At 58.6% G+C, this 24,929-nt stretch carries 22 protein-coding genes; 15 read left to right on the forward strand and 7 right to left on the reverse strand.

Going from position 1 to position 24,929, the window contains the following annotated elements:
- The first annotated feature begins 227 nt into the window (after window positions 1–227).
- Window positions 228–935, forward strand: coding sequence for an RNA-guided endonuclease InsQ/TnpB family protein (locus tag ACVW0C_RS03770; protein ID WP_457384388.1), 708 nt, complete (start codon window positions 228–230; stop codon window positions 933–935).
- Window positions 936–1,095: 160 nt separating this feature from the next.
- Here ACVW0C_RS03770 and ACVW0C_RS03775 read toward each other — a convergent pair whose 3' ends face one another.
- Window positions 1,096–2,235, reverse strand: coding sequence for an energy transducer TonB (locus ACVW0C_RS03775; RefSeq protein WP_414388802.1), 1,140 nt, complete (start codon window positions 2,233–2,235; stop codon window positions 1,096–1,098).
- Between the two features lie 299 nt (window positions 2,236–2,534).
- Here ACVW0C_RS03775 and ACVW0C_RS03780 point away from each other — a divergent pair, with 299 nt between their 5' ends.
- Window positions 2,535–3,011 carry a VOC family protein gene (locus tag ACVW0C_RS03780; protein ID WP_414382198.1) on the forward strand — a complete coding sequence of 159 codons (477 nt, stop codon included), beginning with the start codon at window positions 2,535–2,537 and terminating at the stop codon, window positions 3,009–3,011.
- 18 nt (window positions 3,012–3,029) lie between these two features.
- Complete coding sequence (locus tag ACVW0C_RS03785; protein WP_011432767.1) at window positions 3,030–3,911, forward strand: Tab2/Atab2 family RNA-binding protein; 882 nt, start codon at window positions 3,030–3,032, stop codon at window positions 3,909–3,911.
- Between the two features lie 361 nt (window positions 3,912–4,272).
- Here ACVW0C_RS03785 and psbQ read toward each other — a convergent pair whose 3' ends face one another.
- On the reverse strand, window positions 4,273–4,716 hold the full coding sequence (psbQ, locus tag ACVW0C_RS03790; RefSeq protein ID WP_414417142.1) for a photosystem II protein PsbQ: 444 nt from the start codon (window positions 4,714–4,716) through the stop codon (window positions 4,273–4,275).
- Window positions 4,717–4,859: 143 nt separating this feature from the next.
- Between psbQ and ACVW0C_RS03795 the strand changes: the two genes are divergently transcribed.
- From ACVW0C_RS03795 to ACVW0C_RS03840, 10 genes are all read left to right on the forward strand, one after another.
- A complete protein-coding gene (locus tag ACVW0C_RS03795) occupies window positions 4,860–6,038 on the forward strand; it encodes a TRC40/GET3/ArsA family transport-energizing ATPase (protein ID WP_457384389.1) in 1,179 nt (392 codons plus the stop codon).
- Between the two features lie 133 nt (window positions 6,039–6,171).
- Window positions 6,172–6,738: a thylakoid membrane photosystem I accumulation factor gene (locus ACVW0C_RS03800; protein WP_457384390.1), complete on the forward strand. Its 567-nt coding sequence runs from the start codon at window positions 6,172–6,174 to the stop codon at window positions 6,736–6,738.
- Complete coding sequence (locus tag ACVW0C_RS03805) at window positions 6,735–7,019, forward strand: hypothetical protein (RefSeq protein ID WP_457384391.1); 285 nt, start codon at window positions 6,735–6,737, stop codon at window positions 7,017–7,019. The genes ACVW0C_RS03800 and ACVW0C_RS03805 overlap by 4 nt, the downstream gene beginning before the upstream one ends.
- A 51-nt stretch (window positions 7,020–7,070) precedes the next feature.
- The gene (locus ACVW0C_RS03810) at window positions 7,071–7,940 is read left to right on the forward strand and encodes a prohibitin family protein (protein ID WP_148202707.1); all 870 of its coding nucleotides are present in this window, start codon (window positions 7,071–7,073) and stop codon (window positions 7,938–7,940) included.
- Window positions 7,941–8,734: 794 nt separating this feature from the next.
- Window positions 8,735–9,754 carry an HD domain-containing phosphohydrolase gene (locus tag ACVW0C_RS03815; protein WP_457384392.1) on the forward strand — a complete coding sequence of 340 codons (1,020 nt, stop codon included), beginning with the start codon at window positions 8,735–8,737 and terminating at the stop codon, window positions 9,752–9,754.
- A gap of 44 nt (window positions 9,755–9,798) precedes the next feature.
- Window positions 9,799–10,089 (forward strand): YlxR family protein, encoded by a 291-nt coding sequence (locus tag ACVW0C_RS03820; protein ID WP_457384393.1) that lies wholly within the window; start codon window positions 9,799–9,801, stop codon window positions 10,087–10,089.
- Between the two features lie 396 nt (window positions 10,090–10,485).
- Window positions 10,486–13,650, forward strand: a complete 3,165-nt coding sequence (gene infB / locus ACVW0C_RS03825) for a translation initiation factor IF-2 (protein ID WP_457384394.1) — start codon at window positions 10,486–10,488, stop codon at window positions 13,648–13,650.
- A gap of 126 nt (window positions 13,651–13,776) precedes the next feature.
- Window positions 13,777–15,606, forward strand: a complete 1,830-nt coding sequence (locus ACVW0C_RS03830) for a proline--tRNA ligase (protein WP_457384395.1) — start codon at window positions 13,777–13,779, stop codon at window positions 15,604–15,606.
- Between the two features lie 21 nt (window positions 15,607–15,627).
- Window positions 15,628–16,245: a hypothetical protein gene (locus ACVW0C_RS03835; RefSeq protein WP_457384396.1), complete on the forward strand. Its 618-nt coding sequence runs from the start codon at window positions 15,628–15,630 to the stop codon at window positions 16,243–16,245.
- Window positions 16,246–16,263: 18 nt separating this feature from the next.
- Window positions 16,264–16,551, forward strand: a complete 288-nt coding sequence (locus tag ACVW0C_RS03840) for a hypothetical protein (protein WP_457384397.1) — start codon at window positions 16,264–16,266, stop codon at window positions 16,549–16,551.
- 81 nt (window positions 16,552–16,632) lie between these two features.
- On the opposite strand, the gene ACVW0C_RS03845 is transcribed toward ACVW0C_RS03840, so the two are convergent.
- The 3 genes from ACVW0C_RS03845 to ACVW0C_RS03855 form a co-directional block, all read right to left on the reverse strand.
- The gene (locus tag ACVW0C_RS03845; RefSeq protein ID WP_457384398.1) at window positions 16,633–17,682 is read right to left on the reverse strand and encodes a hypothetical protein; all 1,050 of its coding nucleotides are present in this window, start codon (window positions 17,680–17,682) and stop codon (window positions 16,633–16,635) included.
- 171 nt (window positions 17,683–17,853) lie between these two features.
- A complete protein-coding gene (locus ACVW0C_RS03850; protein ID WP_457384426.1) occupies window positions 17,854–19,047 on the reverse strand; it encodes an RNA-guided endonuclease InsQ/TnpB family protein in 1,194 nt (397 codons plus the stop codon).
- Between the two features lie 270 nt (window positions 19,048–19,317).
- Window positions 19,318–19,923, reverse strand: coding sequence for a hypothetical protein (locus ACVW0C_RS03855; RefSeq protein ID WP_457384399.1), 606 nt, complete (start codon window positions 19,921–19,923; stop codon window positions 19,318–19,320).
- A 63-nt stretch (window positions 19,924–19,986) separates the two neighbouring features.
- Here ACVW0C_RS03855 and ACVW0C_RS03860 point away from each other — a divergent pair, with 63 nt between their 5' ends.
- Window positions 19,987–20,115 carry a hypothetical protein gene (locus ACVW0C_RS03860; protein WP_011432750.1) on the forward strand — a complete coding sequence of 43 codons (129 nt, stop codon included), beginning with the start codon at window positions 19,987–19,989 and terminating at the stop codon, window positions 20,113–20,115.
- Between the two features lie 395 nt (window positions 20,116–20,510).
- Here ACVW0C_RS03860 and tkt read toward each other — a convergent pair whose 3' ends face one another.
- Complete coding sequence (gene tkt / locus ACVW0C_RS03865) at window positions 20,511–22,511, reverse strand: transketolase (protein ID WP_457384400.1); 2,001 nt, start codon at window positions 22,509–22,511, stop codon at window positions 20,511–20,513.
- Window positions 22,512–22,686: 175 nt separating this feature from the next.
- Here tkt and lipA point away from each other — a divergent pair, with 175 nt between their 5' ends.
- Window positions 22,687–23,574: a lipoyl synthase gene (gene lipA / locus ACVW0C_RS03870; protein ID WP_457384401.1), complete on the forward strand. Its 888-nt coding sequence runs from the start codon at window positions 22,687–22,689 to the stop codon at window positions 23,572–23,574.
- Window positions 23,575–23,665: 91 nt separating this feature from the next.
- Here lipA and ACVW0C_RS03875 read toward each other — a convergent pair whose 3' ends face one another.
- Window positions 23,666–24,910 carry a dihydrolipoamide acetyltransferase family protein gene (locus ACVW0C_RS03875; protein ID WP_457384402.1) on the reverse strand — a complete coding sequence of 415 codons (1,245 nt, stop codon included), beginning with the start codon at window positions 24,908–24,910 and terminating at the stop codon, window positions 23,666–23,668.
- Between the last annotated feature and the right edge of the window lie 19 nt (window positions 24,911–24,929).

A 24,929-nucleotide genomic window follows, 5' to 3' on the forward strand; every position in this document is an offset into this window, starting at 1 on the left:
AAGGTCAAAGACTAAAATAAGTGCAGCATCGCCCATTTCTCGGAGCTTGTGCCATGCGCCTTCTCCACACCATGATCCGCGTCGGCAACCTGGAGCGCTCCCTGCGGTTTTACCGAAAAAACGCCGTAAAGCCCTGCCCTTGAGGGTAGGGATGTAAGGCGCAGACCGTTTTATCCCTTCAGGAACGCTGTTCGCGGTAGCGGTGCGTAGCACTTTAAAATAGCAATATGTTGGTCAGAGAAGCCAAGCTGCTCAACGGCACAGCAGAGCAGTACCAAGCTCTGGATGAAGCCATTCGCACTGCGCAGTTTGTGCAAAACAAGTGTCTACGGTACTGGATGGATAACCGGGGCGCGACCAAAGCGGTTCTGTATTCCCTCTGCAAGGACTTGGCCAAAGAGTTCCCCTTCGCCCGCCAGCTCAACTCTGCCGCCCGTCAAGCTAGTGCCGAAAGAGCTTGGTCTGCCCTCTCCAACTTCTACCGCCGTTGCAAGAACAAAGAGCCAAGGAAAGGCTATCCGCAGTTCAAGAAGAACTGTCGGTCGGTCGAGTACAAGCTGTCCGGCTGGAAGCTGTCTCCTGACGGCATGTCCATCACGTTCACCGACGGCTTCAACGCAGGAACATTCGCCTTGTACTGCAACGGAGAGGCAAGGCGGTTGATTCTTGAATCCAAGATCAGTCGGGTGCGGGTGATACGTCGAGCAGATGGGTACTATGCCCAGTTCTGCTTGGATGTGGAGCGCAAGGAGCAGGGAGAATACACAGGCAATGTTATTGGCGTTGACTTGGGCTGGAAGGCTTTCTACACTGACCAGCACGGCAACAAGCTGGAGTGTCCAAAGTTTCTCAGACGCAGCGAAAGGAGGTTAAAGCAGCACCAGCGCAGATTAAGTCAGTATCGGGAGGAATACACAACTTCACTTGCCTTGTGATATAATAATAATACTGCGGACACCAGAAACGGTTGTTTAAGGCACTGGTAACGGTCGATTGGGGGTGTCGTAAACCATCCCAGAGGTCCGTGGTTAGTTTACTAACTGCAGGGCTACTAAAAGCCTACTCTGTACCGCGAAGCAGTCAGGGTCGGGTAGTTTACTTGGCGGATCCCCCTACAGTCAACTGGCCCAGCACGTTGATATCAAAGGTGAAATTAATCGTCACCGAGTTGCCCTCGTAAGCCTCAGGCAGGGGCAGGAAGGGAGCTGCCCTCTGGATAGCCGTCAGCGCTGCATCGTCTGTTTGTTGGCTGCCAGACGTGCGCCCCAGGCGAATGCTCTGCAGATCGCCAGCTCGACCCACCGTAAAAATCACCACCGTGCGACGCGAGGTGCCGGTCTGTCCAGGGATCCAATTTTGCTCCACTTTCCGCTGCAAAGCGGCCAGCCAAGGACCCCAATCCACATTGGCCCGCGCTGCCACACTGGGGGGATTGGGAGCGGATTGGGTGGGGTTGGCCAATCCACTAGCTCCACTGCCCTGGATCCCGGCCCCATTGCTGGGAGCAGAAGCACTGACCGGAGGTCCCAACTGGGAAGAATCAGAGGGCCGCTGGGCGGGAAGAACCTCTGTCACCGGTTGCGGAGCGGGCGGAACGGGAGCCAATTGGCTGGGATCCGAAACCCGCTCGCTTGGCTGTATGGGCAAGGGCTCCGCAGTCGGCGGGGGAGTGGGCCTTGGGGAGGGAGCAGCCGCCACAGGCGGTGGAGTTTGGGTCGGAGTAGGTCTGGGGACAGGCGTGGGAGGGGGCGGTGCCGCAGTCGGGGTCGCGGTGGGCTGAGGGGGAGCGGGGGTTGGGGTAGGCGTGGGCTTGGGTGGAGGGGTTGGAGTTGGGGTTGCCAGGGCAACTGCAGCCGGGGCAGGTGGTGGTGGAACAGGGGCAGGCGGTGGCGGTGGTTGGGGTCTTGGCGGCGGCGGCGGAGGGGCCTCCTGGGGAGGGGCGGCCTGAGATTGAGGTGGACTGCCTTGAGACGGAGGGGCTTCTACCCGCTCACCCCCATCGCGGGAATCAACTTCTGAAACCAGATCTGCTTCCTCTGGGGGCTGCAGATCTTCTGGATCCAGAAGGATAAACTCAATGGCTTCTTGTTCTGGCTCGCGAGTGAGCCAAAGCCGCCCCAAGTGGAGCAATCCCAGCAGCACCAGCACGTGCAGCAGCAGCGACAGCGCCACCATCCAAAAAAAGTTGCGAGATTCATCCTCGCGGCGGCGCTGCTCAATCCAGATGCTGGTCATAGCCAAGATTGCCCTTTCCTTTCTTCAACGCTCTCAACACACCGAGTTGTCTGTTGCAGACTGGGCCACGGGGGTAACACCCCAGCTAGTGTTATAGCATCCGAGCAGTTGGCACTCCTGCGCAAAGGCGTATAGTCTATCTCGGGCTCGGGAAGGGATCCCACCTTGCAGCAGCTCTAAGATCGCCTACCTTGAAAAGAGCGGGGATCCCATTAGCCGGGGAAAAGCCCCACAGCTCGGGGTGCTGGCTCTGATGTTGGCTGGTGGGGCACTTTTGGTGGCTTTTTAGGAGCGACGTTATGGAACCCATCCGCTTTCATCTGGCCTTTCCAGTTGCCGATATTGCCTTGGCCAAGGCCTACTACGGCGATGGCTTGGGCTGTGAGATCGGTCGAGAAACCTCTGCTGCCGTTATTTTTAACCTGTACGGCCATCAACTGGTGGCCCACCTCACCCACGAAGAGCTGACGCCCCAGCGGGGCATCTACCCTCGTCATTTTGGCCTGATCTTCCCTACCCAAGGGGATTGGCAGGCGCTGGCCGACCGTGCCTTGGCGCGGGCCTTGCCCTTTTATCAAGAGCCGCGCTGGCGCTTTGTTGGCACCCCCTTGGAGCATGGCACCTTCTTTTTGCAGGATCCCTTCCATAACCTGCTGGAGTTTAAGTACTACCGCAACGCTTCCGCCATTTTCGGGGAGCGGGAATTGGCCTTGGTCGGGGACAGTGCTTCCCACCGCTCGCGCGAACGATCCCCGGCCCGCTCAAGTGGCATGTAGTGCAAACAGGAGGAACCTTTGGCCACTCAACCCCTGCGTTCTGGCCCTGCGCGCGGCCCTATCTGGCAGATGGATTTCAACGCCGTCCCCCTGCGGGATGAGCAGAACCGAAGGGTTTGGGAGCTGTTGGTATGCGATCCCACCGGCCGGTTTCGCCAAGCGCAGTATTGCAGTAACCAAGAGGTGAATAGCACCTGGGTGGCACGACAGTTGCGGAGCTACCTCGAAGCGGCTCCCCAGCCTCCCTCGGCCATTCGTGTGTTTCGAGCCCGCATGAGTTCCATCCTGCAACGGGCCTGCGATGCGGTTGGGATCCCGATGCTGCCCAGTCGTCGCGTTTACACCCTCAAAGCTTGGATGCGAGAACGGGCAGAGCAGGTTTACCCTCAAGAGACTCAGTTTACCTACAGCCCCGAACCTCCTGTGGATCCGGATCCGCCGGATCCCATCCGTCTGCCGGACAAGTTGCAGGGAGAACGCTGGGCCTTCGTGACCTTGCGAGCTGAGGATCTGCGGGAAGCCGACGCCTGGCCGATAGAATTTGGCGAGCTTTTTCCGGTTGCCTGGGACACTTTGACGCCCGACACATTGGCACCAGTGGTGCGGAGCACCCTCATTCCCGGCTTGGTGATTACCTCGCAGCGGGCTTTGCCGATGGCAGCCTGGATGAGCGGTATGGAACCCGCCTACTTGAGTGTGGCAGACGGACGGCTACTGCTCGAGGCGGGCCTCAACGATTGTTATCTGTTTGCACAATTGAGAGATGAAACACTGCGAACAGAGGCAGAAGTCTTTGCCCAGCGCCAGCAGCAGGCCCAGGGGCTCCACTTTCTTGCCATTCAAACCGATCTTAGGGCCCAGTCTTTCGCCGGCTTCTGGCTGATGCAACATCCGCTGTAAGTAGCAGCCGTTACAGCCTGTTTGTAAATTACAGTCATTTCAAACTAGATTGAGACACTCCCCAAACGCTCCGCGCCGCTGCCGCGACCACCCCCAGCTCCTCTCCCAGAGGGAGAGGGGAGTTAGAGACCAATGCGACAGAAATGTTTCATTACCTGTTTAAAAAATGACTACACTACTTGAAATGACTGCGTTTTCGATTCAAACTAGGGCCCTGCATCCGCACCCAAAACCTTGAATGCGCAGGGCCAGAAGGCTTTTCAAGGACTCCGTCCCGCTGGCGCGATCAGTGGCCTAGGCGTCTCACCCTAACTTGAAACCACCATATCGCCAAAGTCGCCAAAGAGAGAAGGGATCCTCACTAGGAAAACACAGCCTCCAGCGCCTGCAAGGTCTTTCTCACCTTGGCCTGGGCTGCCTCCACCTCGGGTTGGTCATAGGCTTTGGCGGCAAAGTCTAGTTGTTCTAAGCTGCGGCCCATCTCCTTAGCCAGGCGCAGCACTTCCCGCTTTTGTTTATCTGGCAGGGTAGCCGCCAGGCCGGTCAAGGTCTTACGAGTGAGTCCCATCGGCCCGTGGATGTAGGAGCGGATCTCCAACCAGTCCTCCGCCTCCACCAGGCTTTGCAGCCGCTCTACCTGTTGCTCCAGTTGTTGCAGCTCTCGGGGCAGGCCAGCAGCCGCTTGCACAGAAAGGGATCCCAGCCACAGCCCCAATGTCAGGATGGCAACCAGCAACACACTCCGCCAGCGACAGATCATCACATACCTCCCACATGCCTGCAACAGGCTTGACTTCTTGGCCATGATTGCCATCAGCTTTTTGGCAATCATTTGGTAATCAAATGAATAGTTTACCCGCTGGCTGCACCTCAGCCCCTTGGCTGCCTCTCGAAGAGCACAGCAAATCGGTTAGGCTAGGGATGTAAAAGAATGTAAATGGCACTCTCATGCAACGCATCATCCTCATGACCGGCAAGGGTGGAGTCGGCAAAACCTCGATGGCGGCGGCGACCGGCTGGCGTTGTGCCGAGATTGGCCTGAAAACTTTGGTGCTGAGCACAGATCCGGCCCACTCTCTGGCCGATAGCTTCGATCAGCCCTTGGGCCATGAGCCGGTCGAGGTCAAACCTAACCTTTGGGGGGCGGAGCTGGACGCCCTCAACGAACTGGAGCTGAATTGGGGATCCGTCAAAACCTACATTACCCAGGTGTTGCAGGCGCGAGGGCTAGATGGGGTGCAGGCACAGGAGCTGGCGATTTTGCCAGGGATGGATGAGATCTTTGCCCTAGTGCGGGTGAATCGCCATTACGACGAAGGCAAGTTCGATGTGTTGATCATCGACTCGGCCCCTACAGGCACGGCCCTGCGCCTCTTGAGCCTGCCGGATGTTTCTGGCTGGTACATGCGCAGGTTCTACAAACCCCTGCAGGGGCTGGCGCAAATGCTGCGTCCTATTGCCGAGCCGATTGTGAAGGGGCTGACCGGGATCCCGCTGCCCAATGACCAGGTGCTGGATGCTCCTTATGAGTTCTATCAGAAGATTGAGCGGCTGGAGCGCATCCTCACCAACAACCGCATCACCTCAGTGCGGCTGGTCACTAACCCCGAAAAGATGGTGATCAAAGAATCGCTGCGGGCCCACGCCTACCTCAGCCTCTACGGGGTGGCCACCGATTTGGTGATTGCCAACCGCATCTTGCCCGATGGAGTGGTGGATCCCTACTTTGCCGCCTGGAAGGCAGCCCAACAGAAATATCGCCAGGAAATCCACGAAAACTTTGCCCCCCTGCCGGTCTTCGAGATCCCGCTGTACTCCGAGGAGTTGGTGGGATGGGACGCCCTAGCCCGCCTGAAAAAAGACCTCTGGGGGGATCGCAACCCGGCGGACGTGCTCTATGCCGAGCAAACCCTGAATGTGGTGACCGACAACGGCCAGTACCGACTGGATCTTTACCTGCCCGGGATCCCGAAAGAGCGGGTGGAATTGACCAAAACCGGGGATGAGCTGAACATCCGCATCGGCAACCACCGCCGCAACTTGGTTCTGCCCCAGACTTTAGCGGCCATGACCCCGGCCCGCGCCAAGATGGAAGAAGACTACCTGCGCATTCATTTTGCTGCTTGAGGCTGTAGCTGCTCTTGGTTGCGTCAGTGTTGAACGGCAACGGGGCAGCGTCAGCGCCAGATGGCACAATGAGGGTGTTCCCTACTTCTAAAGATGGATCGCCGAGGATCCCTTCTCAGAAGAGGATGAGATCATGCTGTTGCTTCGTATCTTCCTGGTGGCTCTGCTCATCGCTTTGACAGGTTGGTTTTCCCCTCCCGCCAGCGCCCTGCTCAACGACGACCGTTACGATGGCAACATCTTTGCCCTCTACGGGGCCAATGGCGGCATGATCCCCCCCCGCGTTTCCTTGAAGCAGGCGAAAGAGCAAGGGATCCCGGCCCTCCTCGTGTACTACATCGATGACAGTAGCGATTGCAAAAAATACGCCGCCACCATTGCCAACCTGCAGGTTCGCTACGGGCTGGGGGTCTATTTCATCCCCTATTCCGTCGATTCCCTCCTGCCCGGCGACGAGCGCGGCCAATACTACACCGGACAAGTGCCTCAAACCCTCCTCTTCGACCCAGAGGGAAATATCGTCTATCAATCCGTCGGCAACCGCCCCATCACCGAGGTGGAAAACGCTATTCGCGCCCTCTTCAAGTTGGATCCCGTTCCCCCAGGGGTGATCAAAGCCAAACCCTTCAACGAGATCCAAACCGGATTTGCCGGATCCCGTTCTCCCCAAGCCTACCCCCCCACAAAAGCCCAGCCGTGACGGCCAATCCCGATCCCTTTGATCCTCTCGAGGCTCTGCAGGAAAAACTCCAGAGTCTCCAGGCTCGTCTTGCCGACCTCAGAGAATTGGAGCGCGTAGCCCAGCTTTCCCCTGAACAATGGGCCGAAATCCAAGCTGAAGCCAGTCAACTGGAGCAACGCCTGCAGGCTTATGTGCTAGAGGTGTTTAATCCTGTCCCCGCTACCTTTTGGCAGGTGGTACGCTTCGGCGGCCTTGGCCTGCTGCTGGGCATTGCCCTGCAGCGCTGGGTGCTGAGCTAGCCAGCACACCCCTTAAGATAAAAAAGCTCTTGGATCCCGGAGCCCTTGCCCATGCGCATGCGACGCCCTAGACCATTTAGTCTTGACCGCAAGACTTCGCGCTTTCTGCCTCTGCTGGGCCTGCTTTTGGCGCTGCTGACCCTCCTGCCCCGTTGTCTGCTGGTTGTCCAACCCGGCTACGAAGCCGTCATCTTCAACCGCCTCACGGGAGTGGAAATGACTCCCCGCCGCGAGGGGATCCATCTGCTGATTCCGGTGCTGCAGTTCCCCACCCTTTACGATGTGCGCACCCAAACCTACAACATGACCAGCCGAAGTGAAGAGCGCAGCGTCAAAGCCGACGATACCCTCACCGCTCTCACTGCCGATGGGCAACGGGTGGATCTGGATGTTTCGGTGCGCTATCGCCTGGATCCGGATCGGGTTCCCGAAATCCATCGCAATGTAGGCCCCGATTACCTGAACAAAATTATTCGCCCCGCCTCCCAAGCCGTGGTGCGCAATGTTATCGCCCGCTATTCGGCCATTGGCGTTTATTCTGAGCAACGAGCTGAAATCCAAGAACAAATTGCCGCTGAGCTCTCTCGCCTAATGCAGCCAGAAGGGCTGGTGCTGCAGAGCTTGCTCTTGCGCAATGTGGAATTTTCCAAAGAGTTTCAGTCGGCCATCGAAGCCAAACAAATTGCCGAGCAAGAGAAGCAAAGAGAAGTGTTTCGCGTAGAGCAGGCTCAACTCATCAAACAACGAATGATTGTCAAAGCCAGCGGTGAGGCCCAAGCCATCGCCCTCAAAGGGGAAGCGCTGCGCAGCAACCCGAACGTCATCCAGCTCGAGTATGTCCGCAACTTGCCCGACGACATCCAAGCCATCGTCAGCGAGCAAAACACCATCCTCAATCTGGGGGACTTTCTCAACAAGTAATCGATTCGAGAGTCCCAAGTTAGGATTGGATCCATCCAGTTCAGGTGCATCCACTCCAAGCCCGTTCTCAACAGACCATCAGCCCCAGCCCCTCTCCCAGAGAAGTGTTGCTGCTGTGCCCCTTAATTTCTTGATGGGCCGTAATTCTCGGCCTTTGCATTCATTTTGCATTCATAGAGAACCCAGCACTCTCCGGTACTCCGGGGGCCAAATACCGGGCCCGACACTCAACTGGCAAGCTGACGTAGGAGCCTGGGGAGTTGACTGGGGCATCCACTCTCCGGAGCATCTGTATCAGACTAAACAGAAGGAGGCTGCCAGGATATCTAGGCTTTGTACAATTGCTCACAAAGCCCTGGGTTGATGGGAGCATGACTCTAGTCAATAATAAGCTCAACTATACTGAAAATAATGTATAATATGTTCAGTACGGATTACTACCAGTTGATCTTTCTGTTTACTTTCGAGTCTGCCAACATGGTAGCCAAAGCAAAGCAGAAAATTGGTAGTAAGACGACACGGAAACTGCGCTTTGGGTATTCTACTCAAAGCTTTGCGGGATACCGCCATTCTGTTTGGAAACAAACAGAATGCTATCGCTGCATAGTTGAACAGTGATGTTCAGCAGTGTTCAGCGTAAATGTATCAGAAAACCCTTCCCTTTCCCGGAGCAGCTCAGTGTAAAGCCTGATGCTCTTTTTTCTCTGATGGGATTACCGTAGAGGTGTTGCTACTGGGATCCTGCAGTGACCAGCTTTTCCTGTGCCCAACTCGCCAAACTCGAGATGCCCAAGATGCCCGTGACAGTTGGGATCCCTGTCACACCTTCTGCGGATGAGGCGGATGAGACAGAGATCGGTCATCTTTTGATCGTCGATGATCAGCCCAACAGCCGCCTGCTGCTGGGGGATCTGCTGCAGAGCATTGGCTATCGGGTCAGCGAGGCCGAAAGCGGCAATCAAGCCCTGCAAATGTTGAAAACCTTCCAGCCGGATCTGATCTTGCTGGATGTCATGATGCCGGGGTTAGATGGGTTCGAGGTCTGTCGACGCATCAAAGCGAATGATGAGACACGCTTGATCCCGGTGGTATTGGTTACAGCGGCCAGCGATCACAAAAATCGCGTGCGCGGTATTGAAGCTGGGGCAGATGATTTCTTGAGCAAGCCCTTTGACGAGTCGGAATTGTTGGCGCGGGTGCGTTCCCTCGTTCGCCAAAAGCACCTCAATGAAGACTTGGATCATGCTGCTCAGGTTTTGTTCGCCATTGCCCGCAGTGTGGAAAGCCGGGATCCCACCACCGGGGATCACTGTGAGCGCCTGGCACAAATGGCCAAGAGCTTCGGCGAGTTTTTGCATCTGCCCCGTCCCCTGATCAAGGTGCTGATGTGGGGAGGTTACCTGCACGACATCGGCAAAGTGGGCATACCCGATGCCATTTTGGGTAAAACAGGCAAGCATACGCCGGAAGAGTGGGAGGTGATGAAATCCCATGTCTTGATCGGGGAGCAAATCTGCCGCCCACTGCGCACCATGAAAGAGGTGTTGCCCCTCATCCGCCACCACCACGAGCGTTGGGATGGCAGCGGTTATCCCGACGGCCTCAAGGGGGAAGAGATCCCCCTGGTGGCCCGCATCTTTCAGATCATCGACATCTACGACGCCCTCACCTCAGAGCGACCTTACAAGCGAGCGTTCACCGTTCAAGAGGCCATAAGCATCTTGCGGGAAGAAACAGACAGGGGTTGGCGGGATCCCCAGTTGGTGGAGTATTTCTTTGAGTTTCTGCGATCGCAGGCGCCAGATTTGGAGTAGGCTAGATAGGGCTTGCTTGTAGTGTACCAGCAGGATAGAGTCTCTTGCCGGGTGCCGATCCGCTGCGCCGTTGTGTAGGCTGTCGCCAGTTGTTTCCTCGCTCACAACTGTGGCGGCTGGTCAGGCAATTTGATTCCCACCAAGTGCTTTTGGATGAGGGTATGGGGCGTTCTGCCTATGTCTGTCGTCGGCTGGAATGTCTGCAGGCAGCCCGACGCAAGCAGCAAATCAGCAGAGCTCTCAAGGCACCGGTGCCTGACTCGTTGTTCCAACGGCTGCTGGATTCTCTTGAGCAAGATTCCCAGGGGCATCTCCTCCAAAAGCCTGAGCCTTAGAGGTATTCCCAATGTAGGTAAGATATTCAAAGCGCCTCTTCAGGTTCGCTAAGTTGCGAACCACACGGCAGCCCCTCTCAACTGTCAGAATGGGAGTTGGCTGGAAAACTGAGGCCAAGTGGGATGAACTGCAGAGAGGTTATTCTGGAGGCGCTGTTGACATTTGCTCGTTCTTCCTCGGTTGCTTTACTGGATGTCCCCTGTGGATGTTGCCAGAGCAGCTTCAGACCTGGGTTCCCTTCAGGCCGGATCCCCGGAGGATTGCCGAGCTGTTCTCGATGCGCCGGAGGAAGCCCCCGCAAGCCCGAAAGGTTCGGCTCAACCCAATAACTTGGTTCCCATTGAGTTTGGATAGTAAAACTGACGAGAAGTAAAGGAGCAGAGGCTAGCAGACGAATGACCGATAAAGTTCGAATTTATGATATTGCCCGTGAGATGGGGCGTGACAGTCGGGATGTGCTGGAGGTTTGTGAGCAACTGGGGATCCCTTTCAAAACCCACAGCAGCACCATTTCTCCGGAGCAAGCTGAGTTGGTGCGCAGCAAGCTGGGCGCCCCCCACATTGTGAAACCTCCTCGACCCCGGCCCAAACCCCCATCTGAAAGCCTGCCGCCGGAGCCTCCTGCTGAAGCCAAAGTCGGTGAGCGCCCTCAGCAGAAAGTTCCCGGCACCGCCAGCGCGATCGTCGGCATTCGTCGGCCCGCGCCCGCTCAGCAGCCAGCTCCAGTTGGCGAAGCCAAGACTGCTGAAACTCTGCCGGCTGCCAAGCCCTCGCTGTCTCGACCTGAGCGAGTCTCCCCCGAAAAGGGATCGGCTGGTGGTGCTCAGCTCATAGGCCCACCGCGGCGGCAGGTTACCCCTCTTGTCCGCTCGTCTGAGGCCACCCAAAAGCCGGAGACTGTTTCTCAACCGGCAACCCCTCCCACTCCCTCTGAGTCTGCCACGGCCAAAGCCAGCGGCTCGGAGCCCAGTCCTGTGGCCAAGCGCCCAATTGTACTCTCGCCCCCTCAACGAGCTACCTCCGGGACAAAACCGCCGGCAGAGCGGCCTGAACCGCCGCAAAAAGCTCCCGAGCCCAGTCGCCCCAGCCCCTCAGAAGCACCATCCCCCAGCCACGCCCGCGTTCCTCAGCCTGCGGAAGAAAAAGCTCCTTCTCCTCCACCTGCGCAGCGCCCCCGTCCACAACTGGTGAGCGCACCCGTTCGCCCTGGCACGCGCTCCCCGGCAACCAAAGAAGACAGTGTCAGCAGCAGCAAAGTCGGTGAAGCTCCTCGTCCGCAGCGGCGGATGGAATTGGTGGGGCCCCCTACCCGTCCTGTGGCCAAGCCGGCTCCCCCTGACCCAGATGCTGCCTCTCCCTTGCCAGAAAGAATCCCTGGGGAACGTCCCAGCCCAGTGTTGGCGGAGGCTCCCGTAAGACCTACCCCACCCAAGGTCAAGCGCAAAACGGAAGAAGAAGAGGACGACGAGCTACAAGCTCTCAGTCGGCGGGCTGCCCGCGTCCAAGCCAAACGCAAACGCAGTCGGAGACGGGGGGAAGGAGATGGAGATGGTTTGGATTTGGATCCCATGACCATCATTTCAGCGGTCAAGCAGGCTGAGCTAAACGCCCTCAAGCCCTTGGCTCGCCCCACCGCCAAGCCTCCTTCCTATCGCCCACCCGTGGCAACGGCTGCTCCCACCGCCCGCCCCCGCCCTGCTGCTCGTTCGCAGCAGCAACCTACCTCCGCTGAGGCTGGTGCTGCCGATCGCGCCAGCGGGACAGAGCCCTTGCCCGAAGAGAAGGTGTTGCTCTTGGATGGCAGCCTCACCGTTCAGGAATTGGCCCATCGCCTGCGCGTGGCCGAAACTGAGATCATCAAAACCCTCTTTTTCAAAGGGGTGATGGTGACCATCAACCAGGTCTTGGATGAGTCGCTGGCCGAGTCGGTGGCCAAAGAGTTGGGCTATGAGATTCGCCGACCCGAGGCAGAACCCGAGGCTAAAAAAACCGAAATGCTGGATGTGGAGGACATCGACCATCTGGTCTCGCGTCCGCCGGTGGTAACCATCATGGGCCACGTGGACCACGGCAAAACCACTCTCCTCGATGCCATCCGCGACACCAAAGTGGCGCAGGGAGAGGCTGGCGGGATCACCCAGCGCATCGGTGCCTACCATGTGGATGTGAACTTTGAAGGCCAGAAGCGGCGCATCGTTTTCCTGGATACTCCTGGCCACCAGGCTTTTACCGCCATGCGCGCCCGGGGAGCCCGCGTCACCGACATTGCGGTTTTGGTGGTGGCCGCCGACGATGGGGTACAACCGCAAACTCTGGAAGCGATCAGCCATGCGCGGGCGGCTCAGGTGCCGATCATCGTGGCCATCAACAAGATCGACAAGCCCGGCAGCCAGCCAGAGCGCATCAAGCAGCAGTTGGCGGAGCACGGCCTATTGCCAGAGGAGTGGGGTGGCGACACGCCCATGGTGGAGGTGAGCGCTCTCACCCGCCGTAACCTGGATGCTCTGCTGGAGATGATCCTATTGGTGGCCGACGTGGCGGAGCTGCAGGCCAACCCCAACCGTCCCGCCCGTGGCACGGTGATCGAGGCCCACCTGGACAAAGCTCGCGGGCCGGTGGCTACCCTCTTGGTGCAAAATGGCACTCTGCGGGTGGGGGATACCCTGGTGGCCGGCGCAGTGCTGGGCCGGGTCAAAGCGATGATGGACGACCGCGGCCAGCGGTTGCAAGAAGCCGGGCCCTCTTCGGCGGTACAACTGCTAGGCCTGGATGAAGTCCCGGCAGCCGGGGATGAGTTTCAGGTTTACACCGACGAAAAAGAGGCCCGTCGCATTGCCCAAGAGCGGGCGGAGGTGCTGCGGCAAACCCGTCTACAACAGGCGCTGCTGTCTCGTCGCGTGAGCTTGGGTAGCGTTTCCGCCAAAGCCCAAGAAGGTCAGCTCAAGGAGTTGAACTTGATCATCAAGACGGATGTCCAGGGATCCGCCGAGGCTATTCAGACAGCGCTGCGGGATTTGCCCCAAGAGGAAGTCCAGTTGCGGGTTCTGCTGGCGGCCCCTGGCGAGATCACGGAAACCGATGTGGATTTGGCTGCGGCCAGCGACGCCATCATCCTCGGTTTCAACACCACCCTGGCCCCCGGCGCCCGCCAGGCTGCCGATGACAAGGGCGTGGATGTGCGGGAGTACGACATCATCTACAACCTGCTGGACGATCTGCGGGCGGCCATGGAGGGCCTGCTGGAGCCGGAAGAAGTAGAGGAGCCGCTGGGTCAGGCGGAGGTGCGCATGGTGATCCCCATCGGGCGCGGTGCGGTTGCCGGCAGCTATGTGCTCTCGGGCAAGGTGCAGCGCAATGCTCTGGTGCGAGTTCGCCGCAGAGGGGAGGTAGTTTACGAGGGACGTCTCGACTCCCTGAAGCGCTTCAAGGACGATGTGCGGGAAGTGGCTGCGGGCTTCGAGTGTGGGATCGGCATCGACAAGTTCCAATCCTGGCAGGAAGGCGACATCATCGAGGTGTACCAGATGGTCACCAAGCGGCGGACGCTGGCCTCTGTCTAGCTTCATCAAGGCACTTCAGGTTGGCCTGCCGGTCAGGCCTGTGTTCTCGGGCAGAGGATCCCAGACAGGGAGGGAAAATTTGAGCTGATCGCGTAAGCGGGACGGAGTCCTCAGAGGGGGGAATGGATGCAACAGAGCCAGAGACTGAGCCAGATGCTGTTTGTAACGCTGCGGGAGGATCCCGTTGAGGCCGAGCTGCCCAGCCACAAATTGCTGCTGCGGGGCTGCTTTATCCGGCGGCTCTCCCCAGGGATCTACACCTATCTGCCGCTCCTCTGGCGGGTGCTGCAAAAGATCTCGGAGATTGTCCGGGAGGAGATGAACGCCATCGGCGCTCAGGAGTGTCTTTTGCCCCAGCTGCAGCCGGCAGAGATCTGGCGGGAGTCGGGCCGCTGGGAGGTGTACACCCAGGCGGAAGGGATCATGTTTGCCCTTAAGGATCGCCAGGGACGTGAGCAGGCCCTAGGCCCCACCCATGAGGAGGTGATCACCTTGCTGGCCCGGGATCTCATCCGCTCCTATCGCCAGTTGCCGCAGACGCTCTACCAGATCCAGACCAAGTTCCGGGATGAGATTCGACCCCGCTTTGGCCTGATGCGAGGGCGGGAGTTCATCATGAAAGACGCCTACTCCTTCCATGCCAACGAGGAAAGCCTGCGCCAGACCTACCAGGATATGTACCGAGCCTATAGCCGCATCCTCAGGCGCTGTGGGCTGGAGTTTCGCGTGGTGGATGCTGATGCCGGGGCGATCGGGGGGCCATCGGCGGCCTCGCAGGAGTTTATGGTGCTGGCCTCTGCCGGAGAAGATGAGATTCTCTACACGCCCGATGGCTCCTATGCTGCCAATGTGGAGAAGGCCGTCTCCATCCCGCCGCCAGCGGCAGAGTCTCCCTACACCGCCTTCCAGGTTCTGGATACGCCGGGAACCGAAACCATCGAGAAGCTGGCCGCTTTCCTAAAAATCTCCTCTACCCTGATCGTTAAAAACGTCCTCTACCAAGCCCTCTACGACAACGGCCTGCGGGTGGCAGTGCTACTGAGCATCCGCGGGGATCAAGAAGTCAATGAGGTCAAACTGGCCAACCACCTCAGCCGCTTGGCAGAGCGCTACCAAGCCAACAAGCTGCTCAAGCTCACCTTGGCGGATGCCGAGATCCAAAACAGTTGGCAGGGGGATCCCATCCCGGTGGGCTACATCGCTCCTGATTTGCCGGATAGCTGTTTGGGCCCGCAGAAAAACCTTGCCCCCCAGATCTTACGCTTGGCCGACCAGACGGCAGCTCTGCTGCAGAACTTTGTGACCGGCAGCAACCAGGTGGGGCGGCACGTGGTGGGGGCCAACTGGGGCGAGCAATATCCCCTGCCGGAAGTGGTGGATGTGCGCAAAGCGCAAGCGGGGGATCGTTCTGTACTCAACCCCGACCAGATTCTGGAAACGGCTCGTGGCATCGAGATCGGCCATATCTTCCAGTTGGGTCTCAAGTTCTCACTGCCGATGCGGGCCACCTTTACCGACGAACAGGGATCCGAGCAGCCCCTCTGGATGGGCTGTTATGGCATTGGGGTATCCCGCTTGGCCCAGGCGGCGGTGGAACAGTCCCACGATGCCAACGGGATCATCTGGCCCGTGGCCATTGCCCCCTATCATGTGGTGGTGGTAGTGCCCAACATCTCCGACCCCGAGCAGATGAGCGTGGCGGAAAAACTGGTGCAAGATCTCGCTACTGCCGGCATCGAGACCCTCTGGGATGACCGGGACGAGCGGGCCGGGGTGAAATTCAAAGATGCGGATCTGATCGGGATCCCTTACCGCATCACCACAGGGCGCAGCCTCAAACAGGGCAAGGTGGAACTCACCGAGCGGGCCAGCGGCCAAGCCACGGAAATTCCCATTGAAGAAGTGGTGACTACCCTGAAAGAGCGGATTGAAGCAGCCCTAGCTGTGCCGGACTGAGCGTGGCTTCTCCTGAACCCGATGCTGAACATCTCCATTCTTAAAGAAGACGAATCCTATACTTTTCGCTCTTATTTTGAGATGCCCTACGAGCCAGATGAAATCTTGGCTCAGTTCGGCTATCAACTGGAAATTGGGGAGTGGACATGGCCTGTTGCCCCTGCGCCGCCGCAAACCCCAGTTTTGAAAGATCGGATCCGACAATTGTTACCTTTGGTTAGCCTCACCAGCGAAACAGCGCGGCGGGAATTGCTGGTGGCTCCTGTGCTGACCGAAGTGGCTCTCCATTGTCGAGTTCCTTTGCGGCTGGAGTATCCCCTGATGGTCAACAATTGGTTGAAGGGCAGCCTCGATTATCTGTTGCGAGGGAAGAACATCCTGCTGGTGGTTGAAGCCAAAAAGGACGATCTAACGCGAGCCTTTGTGCAAATGGCTGTAGAAATGATTGCCCTGGCGCAGGTGGAGCAGCAGGCTCAGATCTACGGTGCAGTGACGATGGGGTCTATCTGGCAGTTCGGACAAATTCTTGCCGATCAGCAGGTGATCAAACAAGACTTAACGCTGTATCGGGTACCTGAGGAGCTAGAAACCATTGCCGGCATTCTCACTGCCATGGTCAGCAACCCCAGCCCATCGTGAATTTAGTGACCATAAGTCATGAATCAAAAAACAGTCTGGTTTGCCCTGAAGTTGATGCTGGCTGCCGCCGGAATCAGCATAGCCATCAAATATGGTGGCCCTTACTTGGCCTTGCCGGAGCAAATACCGGTGGTGATCGGGATGATCGTTTTGCCCACCTTGATCATGGCCGGGATCCTGTGGCGCTGGCAACTACAGTCTCCTCTATCCAAAACTCCCCTGCCAGCCGACAAGGGATCCCTGGGAATTGAAGATGATAGAGCCTTCACCCCCAGCCCTTCTCCCAGGGGAGAGAGGGAAGTCTGAACTGCTGGACATGGAAGGCTGCCCAGATCCCTTGATGGGTGGGGGGAAGGCTATCGGGATGGATTGGGATCCCTTGAACCCCTACTGCTGGGTAAGGCGCAGGGTTACCGTTGGGCTGGTTTGGTTGCCGGAAGTGGCCGTGAGATTCACCTGATACACCGTGCCAGAGGCCGGAATGGGAGGCCGAACGGTGATGGTGAAACGGCCCTGGGCATCTGCCTGCACAGTTTGGTTGGTCACGGTCTGTTGGGCGCTGATGATGCCCCCCAGAGAGGTCGAAGCCGTTACATTCACCCGCACCGAAGCATTGGGAGCTGTAGTGCCCTGCAGCGTAAACGAAGAGCCGGAAACCCGATCCCCATCCCGCAGGTTGGTGATCTGAGGCAAGAGTGGGCCAGGGGCGCTGACCGTGGCGGAAACCTCTTGGGTGGTCAGCCGCTGGATGCCCCCGGTGGCCCCTTCGATCAGGCGGGCCGGTTGTTCGGCGGTCATGAAGCGCACTTGGCCATCATTTTCCAGGCGGGCGACGACGATCCCTTCCCGGGTGGTATCTTTCGCCTCGATTAGGGCGTTCACTACATAGGTGCCGCTGGAAACTTCCTGAGCCGGCAAGGTTTGCACTTGCCGTCCATCTTGGATGAGGTAAACCGTCACCCGGCTGGAAGGAGTGCCTTTGACGGTAACCAGCAGGATTTCCCCGGCTGCCAAGGGGCGACTGCCGGCATTGTGATCCACCAGGTCGATGGAAGCGCGGACAGGGCTACCCACGGTGAAGCTCCAGGTCACGCGGCGGGTCACCCCCTGGGTATTGGTGAACTCCAGCAGAACTTCCCGGCGCCCCGGCGGCAGGGGTTGGGCAGGGCGATAGGTGAAGAAATCGCGGGTAATCACCGACTGGGAAGTGACGTCTTGGCCATCCAGGAAAACCCTCACCGTTTCCGGACGCACGCTGACTCCATCTTGGCTGCGAAAAGAAGCCGAGATTGGCGAGGTAGGTTCAACATTGGTGGCCGCTTGAGCTGGGCTGGGATCCGTAATTTGCTGAGCCCTTGCAGGCAAGCTCGACAACCCCACAACCGCAGCGCCAATCACCAAGGCCCGGGGAAACCAGGAATACAAGTTATCGCTCATGAGACCATCCAAGAAAAAGATAGAGTACAGACAGACTACACAGGCAACAAGCCCAGAGAAAGGCTAAACAGAGTCCAGGAGAATATCGGCCTCGATATCCTGTTCGCATCCTGTCACAGGGGATGGCCCCTGTCGATACGCCTAAACCTGTAAACTACCCGACTCCGACCGCTAAGCGGTACGGAGCGGGCTTTCAGTAGCCCTGAGCCTGCTCTGCTCTACCAGAGAACAAAACAGGCCCGAACCTCTAGGCTGGTTTACGACAGCCCCAAAAAGCGCAATCACATTCGCACCATTAAAGTCCGCATCCCCTCCCCATCCACAGTGTCCACACTTAAACTTCTTTCCACTGCGATAGGATTGCGTAGGATCGGGATGGATGTGTAAACACTTGTGGCAGGTCTGCGACGTGTAGGCAGGCGGCACAAGAATCAGAGCAACCCCCGCACGCAGAGCCTTGTACTCCAAAAATTGACGGAGTTGATAAAACGCCCAACTGTTGGCCCTGCGCCGTTCAGCTTTGCTGCGTGGCTGTTGATTGACCCTTTCCCGGATCCCTGTCAGGTCTTCCAGAGCAATAGCGCTGTTGGTAGCTTTTGCCCTAGAGACAATAGCTTTAGAGATGCGATGATTGACCCACACTTGAAAGCGTCTCTCCTTGCCAGACAGCCGTTGCAACAGTTGACGGCATCTGCGCCGCGAACTGCGGGTGCCCTTACTGGCTTTGCGTTGGAGTACCGCCCTCAGCTTGGAGTAGTGGTCTCGGATTCGGTTCAACTGCTGTCCATTCCAGTTGTCCCCCTCTGACGTATGAGCAATATCCGTCCTTCCCAAATCCACCCCGATCACCCTGTCGGTATCTTGTTGCTTGAGTGGCTTTTCCTCTACGCAAATCTGGATGTAGTAGGAGCCGTCTTTACGCTCGACTAGCGTGGCGGCTTTTGGGTTGGAGCCAGCCAGCATTCCCCTCTGGTAGTTACCAATGGCCAGTTCAAAGCGTTCTCTCCCTTCCACCGTGGTCAGCGACACCGTCCAGTCTTTCTCGCGGAATGAAAAGATACGTGCGTCGTAGGTAACGAACCTACGCTTGAACTCTTTAACTGGACGGTTGCGCTGTCTCGCCACTTTGCGGGCGCCTGCCACCCGCCTGCAGACCTGCTGGGCCAAGTTGCTAGACAAGCCGAATCGGGCGCGAATCTCGTAGTAGCAAAAGGATTGCAGTTTGACCGCATTGACGATCTTCTCCGGCGTGTTCTGGTTGACCCAGTTCAATGCCTGCACAAAGGCATCCATCGTCGCGTCCAATTTAGCGGCTTGCGACTGGGACACCTTGAGCTTGCAGGAGATGGTCAGGATTTGGCTCATAAGTTCATTGTACTTCATCAAAGGGCATTCCTCCCGGCACTGACCCTACGGGTACAGTGCGGGGCTCCTGCGCTAGTAAGCTGATCGGCTCTCCAATAGACTCAATCCCAGCGTCAAAACCGGGCAAAGTCAACTGCCATCTACCGTGTGGGATCCCATGTCCATCCTGGCAAAGGCCAGAAGATGACTGTAGGTGAGGATGTAAGGGATCCCTTTGAAGGATTTGACTTAACTTGTGTTCGATGGGTAATCGATGGGTATCAGCTCATCTCAATTCACAAAAATAGCCCCTGTCGCTTGCAGATCGAGGCAGTGATCGCCGGAGACATCGTTGACCAGCCGCACCTCTACGGTGATCACATTCAAGGGATCCACGCTCACCTGGTAGCCCACAGGAGCCAACATCGGCGTGTTGATGGCCATGCAGTTGGGGATCAGCAGGTTGCTCAGGCGCAACGTTTCGCCGGCAGGCAGTTCCGAGACCTTCTGACGGGGATCGGTAAAGCCGTATTCCAAAGGCAGACCGGTGCGATTGCGGATCACCAGCTCTGCCGGCAGGTTGGGGTTAAAGCGGGCTACCGGGCGATCAAAAACCAATTGATCGACACCCACCGGTAAGCGCGGCAACGGCACTGTCTGAAAGGTAGGCTGAGCGGCAACCCAGAGGGATCCCTGCAACAACCCTCCGCCAACCCAGCCGCCCAGCAGAGTCGCCAACGTCAAAACCATTCTTTTGCTCCGTTCTGCATAGCTCATGGCTTTCGCCTCAGGATGTGCTTCCAGACTGGTGGGAGTGGATCCCTTGCCTGCTTGTATTGTTCCCAAAAACGGCTGGCCGGGCCAGATGGCTGCTGTTTTTTCCAGGGTATGCCCCAACCAGCTAAGATCCCGTGGGGGGGAAGTTAAGTTAGAGTTGGCAATGCAAAGGGAGGCATGGCCATGCCAGCAGAACCGAAAAAGTCGGAGAAAAACTTCTCGTGGAAGGGCAGTGCCGACGCGGGCCGGGCGCTGACGATTTTGGCTGCCGTGGGAGCCGCGGTGATTTTACTGGCGGGGTTCCTACAGTAGGCAAACAGTAGGCAAAGCTGTTTGTGTCTGCAGCCGGCACAAGCACCTCAGCACGGCGGCGGAAGCCAAAGTTTCTTCTTCAAGGCGATTTCAAGGCGATGGTGGCAGCCTGCTCGACTTCCAACTTGCCTTCAAGGATCATCCCCGCCATGGTTGAAGATGTCCTCAAGGCAAAGGTGTTGTCTGCGGGGCAGGAAGCCGCCCTCGACTGCGTTCTCCGCCATGGCTGCCCTACAGAAAGAAGCAGATCCGGATGCTTTGGAAGTCCTGCTGATTGGTTGATGCAAGGTTCGCTACGCCTGTCCGGGTCACGCCGCTGGGCAGCAGGCTCAACAGGGAAAAAAGCCCAGCAGAGAAGGGATCCCTGCTGGGTCTAGCCCCACGAAAAGGGAAACTCAGCTCAGCAACCGGCGGGCAGTGTTGAGCACGTTCTCCACCGTGAAGCCGAACTTCTCCATGCACACCGGGCCGGGGGCAGAGGCGCCAAAGCGGTCGATGCCAATGGCCACCCCCTCAAACCCCAGGTACTTGTGCCAGCCGAAGGTGGAACCTGCCTCGACGGAGACGCGCTTGGTGACGTTGGGGGGCAGAACCGAGTCTCGGTAGCTCTGGGGCTGGGCCTCAAACAGCTCCATACAGGGCATAGAGACCACCCGCACGGCCCGGCCTTCCTGCTTCAGTTGGGCTGCAGCTTTCACCGCCAGCTCCAGTTCAGAGCCGGTGGCGATCAAGATCAGCTCTGGGTTGGGGGCATCCACCACCACATAGGCCCCTTTGGCTACGCCTTCAACAGAGGTGCCCTCCACCGGGTTGACGGCTTGCCGGGTGAACACCAGCACAGAAGGGGTGGTCTTGGCTTCTAGGGCCACCTGGTAAGATCCCACCGTTTCGCGGGCATCCGCTGGGCGCAGCACATAGAGGTTGGGGATAGCCCGTAGGGAAGCCAGTGTCTCAATGGGCTGGTGAGTGGGGCCATCTTCCCCCAAGGCGACGGAGTCGTGGGTCATGACGTGCAGCACCCGCACTTGCGAGAGGGCCGATAGGCGGATGGCAGGCCGCATGTAGTCGGTGAAGATCAAAAAGGTGGCGTCGTAAGGGATGAGACCTCCATGAAGCGCCATGCCGTTGGCGATGGCTCCCATGCCGTGTTCCCGCACCCCAAAGCGGAAGTTGCGCCCCTCGTAAGAGCCGGCCTGAAACTCTGGGATCCCCTTTAGATAAGTCATGTTGGAGTGGGCGAGATCTGCGGATCCCCCCAGCAGTTCCGGCACGGCCTTGGCCAAGGCATTCAGACAAAACTTGGAGAGGTTACGGGTAGACTCTCTGCCGGTTTCGGCAATGGGGGCCAGCGCTTCTTTCCAGCCCACCGGCAGCTCCCCGGCCATGATGCGCTTGAACTCGGCGGCCTCTTCGGGGTAAGCCTTCTCGTAGGCGGCGAAGCGCTCGTTCCACTCGGCCTCGGCCTTGGCCCCTTTTTCGATGGCCTGGCGGAAGTGGGCCAGCACCTCGTCGGGAATGTAAAACTCCGGCTCCAGAGGCCAACCCAGGTTTTGTTTGGTGAGCTTCACCTCTTCCGGCCCCAGGGGTGCCCCATGGACGCTCTCGCTGCCGGCCTTGTTGGGGGATCCGTAGCCGATGGTGGTCTCGACAATAATCAAGGACGGCTTGTTGGTGACTTCCTTGGCTTTTTGGATGGCCTCGGCGATCCCTTTCAAGTCGTGGTTGCCATCCTCTACTTTTTGCACATGCCAGCCGTAGGCTTCATAGCGTTTGCCCACATCTTCCGTAAAGGCGATTTCCGTTCTGCCGTCGATGGAGATGTGGTTGCTGTCGTAAAGCATGATCAGCTTGCCCAGTTGCAGGTGGCCGGCCAGAGAAGCTGCTTCAGAAGCCACCCCTTCCATGTTGCAGCCATCGCCCAAGATCACGTAAGTGTAGTGATCCACAATGGTGTAACCGGGCTTGTTGAAGCGGGCGGCCAGATGGGCCTCGGCAATCGCCAGCCCAACCGCGTTACCCACCCCTTGCCCCAGCGGGCCGGTGGTCACCTCCACCCCCGGAGTTTCAAAGTTTTCCGGGTGGCCGGGGGTTTTGGATCCCCACTGGCGGAACTGCTTAATGTCCTCCAGGCTTACATCGAAGCCGGTTAGGTGCAGCAGCGCGTACTGCAGCATGCAGCCGTGCCCCGCCGAGAGCACAAAGCGATCCCGATCCACCCACTTGGGGTTGCGGGGGTTGAACTTCATGAACTGCTGCCACAGCACATAGGCCATGGGTGCTGCTCCCATCGGCAGGCCAGGGTGGCCGGAGTTGGCCTTCTGAACAGCATCCACCGCCAAAAAGCGAATCGTATTGATGGCAAGTTGTTCCAGAGAGGGAGGAGCAGCAACAACCATGTGGGATCCCTATCGCTCGACATTTGCTTTCCAGTATGCCGCGTTTTGGGTCGTGCTTCCGAGGCGGCAGGGATCAATTGGGCCGGGAAATTGGCTTTGTCCAAATTCCAACGGGGCCAAATGGCAGGCTAAGCTGAGTGATACCGTCGCCGCTGTTTCGTGCTGGAGCGCTTCTTTGACTGTTGTTTCTTCTGGTAGCAAACCCTCCTGGCTGCGGGCCAAGGCCCCTCAACGGGTGGGATCCGTCAAACAACTGCTGCGGGACTTGGGCCTAAACACGGTTTGCGAAGAGGCTTCCTGTCCCAACCTGGGGGAGTGTTTTGCCAACGGCACCGCCACCTTTTTGATCATGGGCCCGGCCTGTACCCGCGCCTGCCCCTACTGCGATATCGACTTCACCAAACGCCCTCTGCCCCTGGATGCCACTGAACCCCTGCGGGTGGCAGAAGCAGTGGAACGCTTGGGATTGCGCCATGCGGTGATTACGTCGGTGAATCGGGACGACCTGCCCGATGGGGGAGCCGGCCAGTTTGTGGCCTGCATTGCGGAAATCCGCCGCCGCATGCCCCAGACCACCATCGAGGTCTTGATCCCAGACCTATGTGGTAACTGGCAGGCGCTGCAGCAGATCTTGGCCGCCCGACCGACGGTGCTCAACCACAATACCGAAACGGTGCCCCGCCTCTATCGCCGTGTACGCCCGCAAGGGAACTACGAGCGCTCCCTCAAACTGTTGGAGTTGGCACGGCAATGGGATCCCGGCCTGTACACCAAGTCAGGGGTGATGTTGGGCCTGGGAGAAACTGCCGAGGAGATCTTGCAGGTGATGCGGGATCTGCGCCGGGTGGGTTGTGACATCCTCACGCTCGGCCAATACCTGGCGCCCAGTCCCAAGCACTTGCCGGTGGAGCGCTACGTTTCCCCCGAAGAGTTCGACCATTGGCGACGGGTGGGAGAGGAACTGGGCTTTTTGCAGGTGGTGTCTTCGCCCCTAACCCGCAGCTCCTACCATGCCGAGGCTGTGCAAGAGTTGATGCAGCGCTTTCCCAGGAGGAGCTCCTGAGCGCTGGGGCCTCGCCGGCTGCCCGACCTTGTGGGTTGCGCGAGAGAAGAACCCTACTCTGAGATTGGCTCAAGGCCGGGTTTCAGGGCGGCTACAACGTCAGGGATCCCACCTTGTGCTCTATGAGCTGCGCCAGATCTTGCAGGAAGGCCGCTGCATGGGCGCCGTAGATGACACGGTGATCGCAGGTGAGGTTCACCTGCATTTGGGAACGGATGGCAATGGCTTTTTCCGGCGTCGCCACCACCGTGGGGCGAGAAGCGCCGATGGCCAAAATGGATCCCTGGTTGGGGGGCAAAATGGCGTCGAAGCGATCCACCCCGAACATGCCCAGGTTGGAGAGGGTAAAGGTGCCGCTGGTGTACTCCTCTGGCTGCAGTTGCTTGCGCCGCGCCCGCTCCACCAGATCCTTCCAACGGCGGGAGATCTCGTACAGATCGAGCCGGTTGGCTTGCTTTAGGACAGGGGTGATCAGCCCGCCATCCTCCATGGCCACGGCCACCGCGATGTTGATATCCGATTTGTAATGGATCCCGCCTTCTGTGTAGCTGGCATTCAGAAGGGGGTGCTTCTCCAGGGTCATGGCCACGGCTTTGACCAAGAGGGCCGTCAGGGTGACTCCTTTGGGCTTCACCTGTTGGTAGAGGTGATCCAGGCTATCGGTGGTGATGGTGTAGCCCACGTGGAACACCGGCACGCCAAGGCTGGCGTTCATGTTGCGCACCACCGCCGCTTGTAGGGTGCTGAGGGGAACTGTCTCTCCCAAGGGGACAGCCACAGGAGTTGGAGGCGCGGGGGCTGGGGCAGAGGAGGCAGCCACTGCAGGAGCGGAAAGGGCCGCTGCCCGCTCCACGTCTTCAGCGACGATGCGACCATTGGGGCCGGAGCCGCGCACGGTGCGCAGATCGATCCCCAGGCTCTCCGCCAGTTTTTTCGCCCGCGGGGAAGCCACGATCCGCTGGGATCCCGATCCATTTTGGGGGGCAGGGGTGGGAGCAGGAGCAGGGCTGGCTGATGGAGCTGCGGGAGGGGGTGCCACAGGGGCAGCTCCGGCAGAGAGGGCCTTGGCTTTTTCCTGGGCCTGGGCCACTTCTGCCTCGCTTTCGGCAATCAGGGCGATGGGCGCGCCCACCGGGGCTGATTCCCCTGCCGGCACCAGGATACTGGCCAGGATGCCGCTGTGGAAGGACTCCACATCCATGTCCGCTTTGTCCGACTCCACCACCAGGATGTTTTCTCCCTTCTCCACGCGGTCGCCGGGGTTCTTAAGCCAGGTGACGATCTTGCCCGTTTCCATGGTGGAGCTGAGGGCCGGCATGGAGAGTTCGTGGATCATCGATGGGGATGGGAACACA

This window comes from Thermostichus sp. OS-CIW-26 (assembly GCF_054058395.1).